Here is a 10,650-nt window from a genome sequence, read left to right on the forward strand (position 1 = left end):
CGTATGCTGACAGTCTACAGAGCCTCCGCCGGAGCCGGGAAGACGCACAAGCTGACCGGTGAATATCTGACTTTGCTGTTTACGGGGCCGGGCGCTTTTCGTCGTATCTTGGCCGTGACCTTTACCAACAAGGCGACGGACGAGATGAAAACCCGTATTGTCGATGAACTGTACAACTTAGCGTCCGGCAAAAAGTCGGATTATGTGGAATTGCTGAAGTCCGTCTATTCGTTGACGGAGGTTCAGGTACGGAAACAGGCGACTAAAATATTGATCGATATCCTGCACGATTATTCCGCTTTCAATATCAGTACGATCGACCGCTTTTTCCAGCAGACCATGCGTGCCTTTACGCGCGAGATCGGTTTGCAGGGCGGCTACGGGATTGAAATGGATCAGGAATTGGTGCTGACGACAGCTATAGACAACCTGCTGTCGGATCTCGAAAAGCCCGAAAGCAAGGACTTGTTAGGCTGGTTGCTCCGGTTCGCAGAAGATAAGATCGAAAACGGAGGGGAATGGAATCTCCGTAAAGACATCATGGCCTTGAGCCGGGAAGTGTTCAAGGAAAGTTATAAGGCTTTCAGCGATGAGGTTGGCCGGGATATAGAAGATAAGAAAGCGCTGGACGACTATAAGAACGATCTGTACGGCATCATCCGCTCTGTGGAAACGGCAGCCAAAGAATTAGGCGAACGGGGGCTGGCGATCCTGAATAAATACGGGCTCAAAGTCACCGATTTTAAAGGAGGCAGCCGTTCGCCCCTGACGCTTTTCGAGCGGTTGGTGCAAGGAGAGATGAAAGAGCCGTCCGCTACTTTTATCGGTTTGGCGGATAACCTGGACGGATGTTTCACGAAAACGGTTTCGCTCGGAACCCGGCAGATCATCGGATGTGCTTTTGAGGATGGTTTGAACGATTGCATCAAAGGGATCATTTCCCTGTTCAATAATCTGACTGCCTATAATACAGCCCGTGAAATCGTCCGTTATTATTATACGTTAGGTATTTTGACTGATGTGTCCCGCCAGATAGCCGCCTACCGGGAAGAAAAGAATGTGATGTTGATTGCCGACACGACCGAATTGCTGAATAAGGTGATCGGAGGCAGCGACGCTCCTTTCATTTACGAAAAGACCGGTACGCATGTCGACCACTATATGATAGACGAGTTTCAGGACACCAGCGGAATGCAATGGAATAACTTCCGTCCCCTGATCGAAGAGAGCCTTGCACATAGCCGGGACAACCTGATCGTAGGGGATGTGAAGCAGAGTATTTACCGTTTCCGTAACTCGGACTGGAAGTTGCTGGACGAACAGGTGCAATCCGACTTTTCTCCTGAAGAAGTACGCGAAGAAACGCTGAAGGACAACTGGCGCAGTTGCCGGAATATCGTGGAGTTTAACAATGCCCTTTTTACGACACTTCCGGGTGTCCTACAGGCATTATATAATGAAACGCTGTCCGTTTCTTCCCTAAGCGAGGAACAGCGCGCTGCTTTTTTCACTAAGATCATGTCCGCATACGATAAAAGTTTTCAACAGGTTCCTCCTCCTTTCAAGCAGAAAGACGGGCATGTGCGGATTGAATTTCTTTCCGGCGATGACGACAAGGATTGGAAAGAGGAAGCCCTCGAACGTTTGCCCGGCGTGTTGGAGAAATTGCAGGATAACGGATATGTGCTAAAAGACATTGCGGTTCTTGTCCGCACCAACCAGGAAGGGGCGCAGGTAGCAGATACCTTGCTGACCTATAAAGAAGAGCATCCTTCCGACCGCTACAACTACGATATTATTTCGGATGAGGCTCTGTTTGTCAGTGGTTCGACGGCTGTCCGCTTCATGGTTTCCCTGTTGCGCTACCTCAAGAATCCCGAAGACCGGACGAACGAGCAGATCGCCTTATATTCTTATCAGGTGTTGAAGGGGATATTCGGCGTGGAAACTTCGGCTTTTCCGCCGGAAATCGCCTCTGCTTTGCAAATTCTTTCCCGGCAATCCCTCTATGAAATAACGGAAGGTCTGTTCCGCCTTTTTGCCGCCGATTTTCCCGAAAATGAGCAGGTATTTGTCCAGGCTTTCCTGGATATGGTGTCCGAATATACCCAGAAAGAGAGCGCGGACCTGAACCGTTTCCTGAAATGGTGGGACGAAACGGGTTGCCGGAAAACGATTGCCACGCCTGACGGGCAGAACGCGATCCGCATCCTCACGGTCCATAAGTCGAAGGGACTGGGTTTTAAGGTCGTAATCATTCCTTTCGGGGATTGGGAGATCGACCATAAGCCGACAAAACCGGTGATCCTCTGGTGTCACCCGGAAGAGAAACCGTTCGATCGCCTGCATTTGGTTCCCGTGCGCTACAGCCAGTCGTTGGGAAAGACGATTTTTGCCGGCGATTATTTTAAGGAACGCTTGCATGCCTTTATCGACAACCTGAATACGTTATATGTCGCTTTTACCCGTTCGAAAGAGGAGTTGATCGTTTTCTCTCCGCGTCCGAAGAAGATTAAGGAAGAAACCGGTGAAGTGGAAAAGATATCGACTTTGACCGACGCCTTGTGGGCGGGCCTGCGTACGGATATGCCCGATACGCGGGATGGCGAGAAACTGATCTCGCTGCCTGCCGCTTTCAATACCGGGACAGGCGTGTTCGAGCTGGGCGACTGGTGGCAACCGGCTGCAAAGGAAGAGAACAGGGACATTCAGGAGATCGGGATGGCGCGTCTTAGCTCCATCTCCCCGGACGATCGTTTGCAATTACGTCTGCATGGCAAAGGCTATTTCTTCGATAATGCCCGTCGTAAACACGGGGCTTTGATGCACGAGGTGTTGAGCCGCATTCGTACGCGGAAGGATATTCCGCAGGCTGTCGAACGATATCGTCTGGAGGGAGTTATCGACAAAGAAGAGGCAACGACTCTTGTCAACCGTTTGGAAGAGTTGTTGAACCTGCCGGAAGCCGCCTCTTGGTATGACGGGGCGGCACGTGTGTTGAACGAGGTCGATATCCTGTTCGGCAAAGGGCTGTCCAAACGTCCGGACCGTGTGATGATCACCGGTAGGCGCGTTGTCGTGGTCGACTATAAGTTTGGAGAACACGCCGACCAGCGTTATCACAGCCAGGTAAGGAACTATCTGAAACTGATCCGGCAAATGGGCTATGACGAGGTAGAAGGTTTCCTTTGGTATGTTGAATTAAACAAAATAGAAGCCGTGAAAGGGTGATATATTTTTGTTATTCGGTAAAAATGAATATTTTTGCAAATTCTTACGATAAATACTCGATTGAATTAAAGAATGAAAGTACATAAAGAAGGAACAGGGCTATTATTAACGCTTTTCACGATATTCTTTGTCGTGGATGTTGCGCTGTATCATACTGTTGGTAGAGGTTGGGTGTTCTATGCCACGACTTTCGTCACCACAGTCTTGTTCTTGTTGGTACTTAACTTCTTCCGCAGCCCGTTCCGCCGCTTCCCGTATGATTCTGAAGGGCTGGTGATCGCCCCTGCCGACGGTACGATCGTGGCGATCGAAGAAGTGATGGAGAATGAAATCCTGCACAGGGAATGCTTGCAGATATCCATATTCATGTCCGTTTTCAATGTGCATGCCAATTGGTTCCCGGTGAACGGGACTGTCAAGCACGTGTCACATCAGAACGGGCGTTTCCGTGCCGCCTACCTGCCAAAGAGTAGCACGGAGAACGAGCGTTCGGCAGTTGTCATTACAACCCGTAACGGGGTGGATGTATTGGCACGCCAGATTGCGGGTGCGTTGGCACGGCGTATCGTGACCTATGCCAAAGTCGGCGAGAAATGCCATGTGGACGAGCAGATGGGCTTCATCAAGTTCGGTTCGCGTGTAGACGTTTACCTGCCTGTCGGGACGGAAGTCCTGGTTGAAATGGATCAGAAGGTTACCGGTAACCAGACTCCGATAGCCCGTTTGGGAAAATAAGAAAAATAAATGAGCATCAAGAATAGCATACCTAATTTTGTTACCTGCTGCAGCCTGATATCGGGTTGTATCGCTTGTATTATGGCGTTGAGGGGAAACTTGCCGATGTCGACCCTGTGGATCGTCATTGCAGCCGTTTTCGATTTCGGCGACGGTTTTGCCGCCCGCTCTCTGCACGCCTATTCTCCGATGGGGAAGGAATTGGATTCCCTTTCCGATATGGTCAGCTTCGGGGTTGCTCCCGGAATGATCGTCTATTGGCTGTTGGAGCAAGCGTGTATGACGACTCCTGCTTTGGGGGAGGCGGCTGGTTATGTCCCGTATATGGCTTTGGTGATACCGGTCTTTTCCGGGTTGCGCCTTGCCAAATTCAATATCGATGAAAGGCAGACCACTTCTTTTATCGGTATGCCTGTCCCGGCTCATGCTCTTTTCTGGGCGTCTATCGGGTATGCGTTTAATTCTGCCGTACCGATGGACAGCATCGAGTTTATTGCCGGAACGATAGTTGTGGCGATCCTGTTTTCGTTTTTGCTGGTGTCGGAGGTTCCGATGTTTTCATTGAAAGTAAAGTCGTTGGCCTGGAAAGGCAACGAGCTTCGCTATATTTTAGTAGCTGGGGCAGTGATCTTTGTGGCTCTCTTTGGCGTTCTGGGCATTGCCGGAACAATCATTCTCTATATAACCTTGTCTTTTTTTAACAAAAGAAGATAAACAAGAATTCGTATCTTTGTGTTTGTGTAATGAACCAACTAAGTGACGGAATATGTTTAAGTTTTTGTTTGTTATGTTCTTCTTCTTTATCCTGTTAGTCTTTCTAATGGGATTCTCTATCTTGCGTACCTTTAAAAATATCCTGTTCGGAAGCGGAAGTAGCGGAAAGAAGGGTGAACAACGCCGTCAAACAAGCGGTTACTCTTCCGATGCGCGTAGCAACAGTTCTGCACGTGACGAATATGCCTCACAGGCCTCCCGTAAAAAGATCTTTGCGAAAGATGAAGGGGAGTATGTGGACTATGAGGAAGTCAAATAAGCTGTTCAGCGCTTGCGCTGAAAGAAGTTGCGCATTTCTTCGGCGCATTCGTTTTCGAGAATCCCTTTTTTGACTGTCGCTTTTGGATGTAAGGCTTTCGGTGCGTATTGCTGGAAGCCTCTTTTTTCGTCTGAAGCTCCGTAGACGATCTTGCTCAGTTGCGACCAACCGATCGCGCCGGCACACATCACGCATGGTTCCACCGTCACATAAAGGCTGCATCCGGTCAGGTACTTGGCTCCTAAGACACCGACTGCCGCCGTTATTGCCAGCATCTCGGCATGGGCGGTCGGATCGTTCAGACGTTCCGTTTGGTTGTGGGCGCGGGCTATGATCCGGTTATTGCATACGATAACGGCTCCGACGGGAACTTCCCCCTCATCGGCTGCAGCGCGGGCTTCTATCAGCGCCTGCTTCATGAAATATTCGTCGTTGAACGGGTCGATCATCTTCTCATTTCGTTTTCGTTGAAGAGGGTCGGATAATCCTCTTCCAGGGTTTTAAGTATATGGGACAGGATTGTCTCGCGATACCAACGGGATTTGTTGATGATTTTATACCTGGCAAGATAACGCTCCACGGCCTTCTGCTCCTCGTCGTTGAGCATAAAAGTGACCTTGTGCACGCGCGGGTGATTCGGTTGCGGAGATGAATATTTACGTTTCAGTGTCATAGTTTTGCAAATGTAAGGGTGAAAGCGCAAATAAAAAAGAAAAACGTTATATTTGTGCAAATTACAGGGAATGGCAAAACGAAACGAGACAGGAAAAGACGGTGAGTCGGTCGCACGTGCTTTCTTAGAAAAGCAGGGCTACAGGATTACACATACGAACTGGCATTGGCATCATTATGAGCTGGATATTGTCGCTGTCAAAGATGCCTGCCTGGTAGTAGTCGAGGTAAAAACACGTTCGGAAGATTATCTTTTAGCGCCGGAAGAGGCGGTCGATGCTCCCAAAATACGCCGTATCGTGGCGGCAGCCGATGCGTATGTCCGCTTTTTCAATCTCGAACTGCCGGTCCGTTTCGACATCATAACCGTAATAAAAAAGGGAAAGGAATACGAAATCGATCATATCGATGACGCGTTCTATGCTCCTTGCAAGTAGCGAATACGGGGGAAATAACAGATATGTAAGCCAAATAACAACAAAATAGTCATAATGAATATAGAAGAAGCCAGGGAATATTGCTTGTCGTTGAAGAATGCGACAGAGTGTTTCCCTTTCGACGATGTTTCGCTGGTGTTTAAGGTAGAAGGAAAGATGTTCCTGCTTCTGCCTTTGGACGCGGACGAACCGTGTGTGTCTCTGAAATGCAGCACCGATTATATCGAAGATCTGCGCGAACGATATACGGCAGTGGAAGGCGCTTATCATTTTAACAAGAAATACTGGAACACCATCTATCTCGGCCGGGATATGCCGGACGGCGAGATCAAGCACTGGATCCATCATTCTTATCGCGAGGTGATCGCCAAGTTGCCGAAGAAAATAAGAGAAGCCTACGAAAATGAATAACAAAAACGAAACGCCGCAGATCATCCGGCTCGCCGAGACGAACTCGACCAATAACTACCTGCGGGAACAATGTGCAAAAGCCAGGTTGCCGGAAGGCAGCCTTGTCATAGCCGATTTTCAAACAGCCGGAAAAGGACAGGTCGGAAATTCATGGGAGTCGGAAGCCGGGAAAAACCTGATGTTCAGTCTCCTTTTATATCCTGATTTCCTTCCCGCGAACCGCCAGTTCCTGATTTCCCAGATCGCTTCCCTGAGTGTGAAGGAGACGCTGGAGGGGTATACGGATTCCATTACCGTGAAATGGCCGAACGATATTTACTGGAAAGACCGTAAGATATGTGGAATGCTGATCGAGAACGATCTGTCCGGTGTGCATCTCTATTGTTCGGTAATCGGTATCGGGCTTAATATCAACCAGGAAATATTCCGCAGCGATGCCCCCAACCCCGTCTCGCTGGCTCAGATTACGGGCAAGACGTACGATCGCGAAGAAGTCCTGGCCCGCTTCCTGCGTATCTTCTTTAACTACTATTTCCTCTTATTGCAGGAGAAAGAGGAAGAAATCCGCGCTGCCTATATAGCTGCCCTGTATCATGGTGACGGCTATTATTCTTATATTGATGCGACCGGCCGGTTTGACGCCTGTATCCACGCCATCGAACCGACCGGCCATTTGATTCTCCGTCTGCCTGATGGCGAACGGAGAAGGTATGCTTTCAAAGAGGTGGCAACCGTTGTCCCCCGGTAAGACGTCCCGGTTGGTCCGTCATTGTGAACACCAGGTTTCCGCCATTCATGACATCCTTGTGGCTGATTGTAAGGCCGGTTACCGGCTTGCCGTTCAGTTCTATGGATTTGACATACTTGTTGGCTTTGGACAAACCTTTGGCTTCGACAGTGAAGGTCTTGCCTTCGGGGAGAGACAAGGAAATCTTTTCTATCTGAGGAGCACCTAAAACATATTCGCCACTGATCGGGTCGACCGGATAGAAGCCCATAGCCGAGAAGATATACCAGGCGGACATCTGGCCGCAGTCGTCGTTGCCGCACAGTCCGTCCGGTTTGGCCAGGTAGAAGCGGTCGAAGACTTCGCGGATCACCTGCTGCGTCTTTTCCGGATGGCCGGCATAGCTGTAAAGGTAAGCTACGTGATGGCTGGGCTCATTGCCGTGCGCATATTGTCCGATCAGGCCGGTCACGTCGGAAACGAAACCTGTGTTTTCGGCCGTGCTTTCGAGGAAGAACAGCGAGTCGAGCTTGGTCACGAAAGCCTCGTTGCCGCCCATCAAGTCGATCAGGCCTTGTACATCGTGCTGTACGTGCCAGGTGTACTGCCAGGAATTGCCTTCCGTGAAGTCGCCACCCGAAGAGCTGGCGTGCGAGAGCAGGAAGGAATTGAACGGCGTCCGCCAGTTGCCTTTGGAATCTTTTCCTCTCATCAGCTTGAGTTGCGGATCGAAGAGGTTCTTATAGAATGCGGCACGTTTGGAGAAATGTTCGTAATCTTCCGTCTTGCCTAACGCTTTTGCCATCTGGGCTACACAATAGTCGTCGTAAGCACATTCCAAAGTCTTGGAAACCGATTCGGTGTCGATGATATCGAACGGGAAGTAACCGTATTTCTCGAATGTTTCCCAGTCGGAGTTGAAATGGCTGACGGTAGCACTCGCCTTGACTGCCTGGTAAGCCTCTTCCGCATCGAACCCTTTGAATCCTTTCAGGTAAGCATCCACGATTACCGGAATGGCGTGATTGCCGATCATACAGAAGTTTTCTTTACCCCACAAAGCCCAGATCGGCAGGAAGCCCTGTATCTTCTGGTGGTCCAGCATCGTCTGGATCATGGCGTCTACCTTGTCCGGATTCAGGATCGTGTACAGCGGATGAGCGGCGCGATAGGTATCCCAAAGTGAGAACGTGGAATAGTATTCGCCTGTCGGAGAGGTATGAATGTTGTCGTCGATGCCGCGGTATCGTCCGTCGATGTCGGCAATGTTGTTCGGCTGCATCATCAGGTGATACATGGAGGTGTAGAAACTTGTCTTTTCATCCGTCGTGCCTGTAACCTGGGCGCGGGAAAGGAGTGCCTGCCACTGGTCGCGTGTGGCCTGGTGGACAGCATCGAAATCCCATGCCGGATTTTCTTTTTGCAGGGAGGCGAGAGCCCCGTCGACACTTACGCTCGACATGGCGACTTTTACCTGTACGGCTTCGCCCGGTTTCGTGTCGAATTCGAGTATCAGGCGTTTCGCCTTTTCTCCTTTCTCGGCGGGAAGTTCTTCCTTGACCGTATAAGGATGGTCGAATTTGATCACATAGAAATAATGGCGCGTCACCCAGGCGCGGGTCTGGTTATGTCCGGTGATCGTCTGGTTGTCCGGCATTTCGAGCTCGGCCTCTAAGACATGCGTCTTCAGCGCTTCCTTGCTGCCGACCATACCGCGTTGCAGGTCGACCAGCAGGCGTGCCGGCCCTTCGTTGTTGAATTTATAGCGATGGAGAGCCGTGTGGGCGGTAGCCGTAATCTCCGCATCCACACCGTAGTCGGACAAGGTGACGGCATAATAACCCGGCGATGCTTTCTGGGTGGATTTGTCGTATTCGCTTTTATAAGTATTGTCTTTTATATCGCCGCTGAACGGGAACAACAGGATGTCGCCCAAGTCCGGGCAACCCGTTCCGTTCAAATGCGTCTGGGCGAAACCTTCGATAAAGTTATCATCATAATTATATCCCGAACAGTATCTCCAGGAGCCGACTCCGGATTCGGGGCTTGCCTGTATCAGGCCGAAAGGGGCGCAAGCACCCGGAAACGTATGTCCGTTGTCCGCATTTCCGATAAAGGGATTAACATACTGGCAATAGTCTTCTTCGACATTGTCTTTTGCCTGAGGTGCAGGGCTGCACGCACTGACCATCCCTAACAGGGACAGTCCGATCACAAGGTCCTTCATGAATTAGAATTTTATATTTGCAATTAAACTTCGTTACTCCTTTTTTCCGTCTTTCATCTTTTCCCGGATCTTCAGCCGTTTGATCTGCAGGAAACGCAACAGGCCGATCACGAGGATAGTCGCCCCGATTACACAAAAGTACTGCACATAATCCGGATCGGCCTGTTTGCCCGGCCAGCCGATTATGCTCATAACGATCAGGTAAATCAATAGAACAGCGGTAGTTATGTTTACTTTCTTCATCGGATTTTTCGTATTTAAATGCAAACTTAGAGAAAAAATATGATTTATGTTTATCTTTCTTTCTATTTAACGGATAAATGCCGGTAAATGTTCGGATTGATAACCTGAATAAATCAAAATGAACAATCCCGCTATCGTTGATATGCAAGTGGAGGTGACGATTGTAAAAACGTTTTTAATTGGATAAATCTCGTGGAACAGATGAAAAAGTTATATCTTTATCGGCGATTTGAAAGCACATGTATGAAAGGCGGATCTGAGATATATTCTTTTAATCAGTTGTTTGCTGACTATAAAAGTCGTTTTGTCCATTTTGCCAATACGTATGTCGGCGACAGCATGATTGCGGAAGATATCGCGATCGAAAGCCTGATGTATTATTGGGAAAACAGGGGAAACCTTGCGCCTGATTCGAATATCCCGGCTTACATCCTGACTGTCATCAAGCATAAATGCCTGAATTACCTGCAACGCTTGCGTACACGGGAGGAGATTGTCGAATACTTGAAGGATTGCGACACTTGGGAACTGAACCTGCGCATCGCTACCCTCGAAGCCTGCAATCCCGAAAAACTGTTTTCCGACGAGTTGCAGGCGCTTGTCGACAAGGCATTGAAAACATTGCCCGAACAGACGCGCGACATCTTTGTCCGCAGCCGCTACAACAACCAAAGCCATAAAGAGATCGCCGCAGCCTTGGGCATCTCGACGAAAACGGTGGAGTTCCACATCACCAAAGCCTTGAAAGTTTTGCGCGTAGCCTTAAAGGATTATTTCCCTTTACTGGCATTCTTCCCGAAATTCTTCTGCTGATAGTTGAGGGTGTGTCAAAACCGTCGCATCCTCTTTTTTTATGCGCAAAGTCCGAACTTTCCCAAGCTCGGACTTTGTTATTACCCAAAGTTTATGTAACTTTCGGCATAAGATTTTTTGT

General features: G+C 49.3%; 12 protein-coding genes. 8 read left to right on the forward strand and 4 right to left on the reverse strand.

Annotated elements, in window-relative coordinates:
• Nucleotides 1-3 precede the first annotated feature (3 nt).
• The 4 genes from H8S65_RS18845 (at nucleotide 4) to H8S65_RS18860 (ending at nucleotide 4,999) form a co-directional block, all read left to right on the forward strand.
• Nucleotides 4-3,231, forward strand: a complete 3,228-nt coding sequence (locus H8S65_RS18845) for a UvrD-helicase domain-containing protein (protein WP_186931375.1) — start codon at nucleotides 4-6, stop codon at nucleotides 3,229-3,231.
• A 72-nt stretch (nucleotides 3,232-3,303) separates the two neighbouring features.
• Nucleotides 3,304-3,966, forward strand: a complete 663-nt coding sequence (locus H8S65_RS18850) for a phosphatidylserine decarboxylase family protein (protein WP_148476630.1) — start codon at nucleotides 3,304-3,306, stop codon at nucleotides 3,964-3,966.
• Between the two features lie 9 nt (nucleotides 3,967-3,975).
• Nucleotides 3,976-4,680, forward strand: a complete 705-nt coding sequence (locus H8S65_RS18855; protein WP_186931376.1) for a CDP-alcohol phosphatidyltransferase family protein — start codon at nucleotides 3,976-3,978, stop codon at nucleotides 4,678-4,680.
• Nucleotides 4,681-4,732: 52 nt separating this feature from the next.
• Nucleotides 4,733-4,999 (forward strand): DUF4834 family protein, encoded by a 267-nt coding sequence (locus tag H8S65_RS18860; RefSeq protein ID WP_186931377.1) that lies wholly within the window; start codon nucleotides 4,733-4,735, stop codon nucleotides 4,997-4,999.
• Nucleotides 5,000-5,004: 5 nt separating this feature from the next.
• Here H8S65_RS18860 and H8S65_RS18865 read toward each other — a convergent pair whose 3' ends face one another.
• Together H8S65_RS18865 and H8S65_RS18870 are read right to left on the reverse strand one after the other, a co-directional pair.
• Nucleotides 5,005-5,448 (reverse strand): nucleoside deaminase, encoded by a 444-nt coding sequence (locus tag H8S65_RS18865; RefSeq protein WP_186931378.1) that lies wholly within the window; start codon nucleotides 5,446-5,448, stop codon nucleotides 5,005-5,007.
• Entirely contained in the window at nucleotides 5,445-5,672 is a 228-nt protein-coding gene (locus H8S65_RS18870) for a hypothetical protein (protein WP_186931379.1), read from the reverse strand. The genes H8S65_RS18865 and H8S65_RS18870 overlap by 4 nt, the downstream gene beginning before the upstream one ends.
• A 70-nt stretch (nucleotides 5,673-5,742) precedes the next feature.
• Between H8S65_RS18870 and H8S65_RS18875 the strand changes: the two genes are divergently transcribed.
• The 3 genes from H8S65_RS18875 to H8S65_RS18885 are packed head-to-tail and all read left to right on the forward strand — an operon-like array spanning nucleotide 5,743 to nucleotide 7,267.
• Entirely contained in the window at nucleotides 5,743-6,108 is a 366-nt protein-coding gene (locus H8S65_RS18875) for a YraN family protein (RefSeq protein WP_186931380.1), read from the forward strand.
• Nucleotides 6,109-6,162: 54 nt separating this feature from the next.
• Nucleotides 6,163-6,519, forward strand: coding sequence for an MmcQ/YjbR family DNA-binding protein (locus tag H8S65_RS18880; RefSeq protein ID WP_186931381.1), 357 nt, complete (start codon nucleotides 6,163-6,165; stop codon nucleotides 6,517-6,519).
• Complete coding sequence (locus tag H8S65_RS18885; protein WP_186931382.1) at nucleotides 6,512-7,267, forward strand: biotin--[acetyl-CoA-carboxylase] ligase; 756 nt, start codon at nucleotides 6,512-6,514, stop codon at nucleotides 7,265-7,267. Before H8S65_RS18880 ends, H8S65_RS18885 begins: the two co-directional genes overlap by 8 nt.
• On the opposite strand, the gene H8S65_RS18890 is transcribed toward H8S65_RS18885, so the two are convergent.
• Nucleotides 7,236-9,473 (reverse strand): GH92 family glycosyl hydrolase, encoded by a 2,238-nt coding sequence (locus H8S65_RS18890; protein ID WP_186931383.1) that lies wholly within the window; start codon nucleotides 9,471-9,473, stop codon nucleotides 7,236-7,238. The two genes, H8S65_RS18885 and H8S65_RS18890, sit on opposite strands and share 32 nt — an antisense overlap.
• Before the next feature lie 33 nt (nucleotides 9,474-9,506).
• The gene (locus H8S65_RS18895) at nucleotides 9,507-9,716 is read right to left on the reverse strand and encodes a hypothetical protein (RefSeq protein ID WP_186931384.1); all 210 of its coding nucleotides are present in this window, start codon (nucleotides 9,714-9,716) and stop codon (nucleotides 9,507-9,509) included.
• 243 nt (nucleotides 9,717-9,959) lie between these two features.
• Here H8S65_RS18895 and H8S65_RS18900 point away from each other — a divergent pair, with 243 nt between their 5' ends.
• Nucleotides 9,960-10,529 (forward strand): RNA polymerase sigma-70 factor, encoded by a 570-nt coding sequence (locus tag H8S65_RS18900; RefSeq protein ID WP_186931385.1) that lies wholly within the window; start codon nucleotides 9,960-9,962, stop codon nucleotides 10,527-10,529.
• The last annotated feature ends 121 nt before the right edge of the window (nucleotides 10,530-10,650 follow it).

Source organism: Parabacteroides hominis, from assembly GCF_014287585.1.
Taxonomy (GTDB): Bacteria; Bacteroidota; Bacteroidia; order Bacteroidales; family Tannerellaceae; genus Parabacteroides; species Parabacteroides hominis.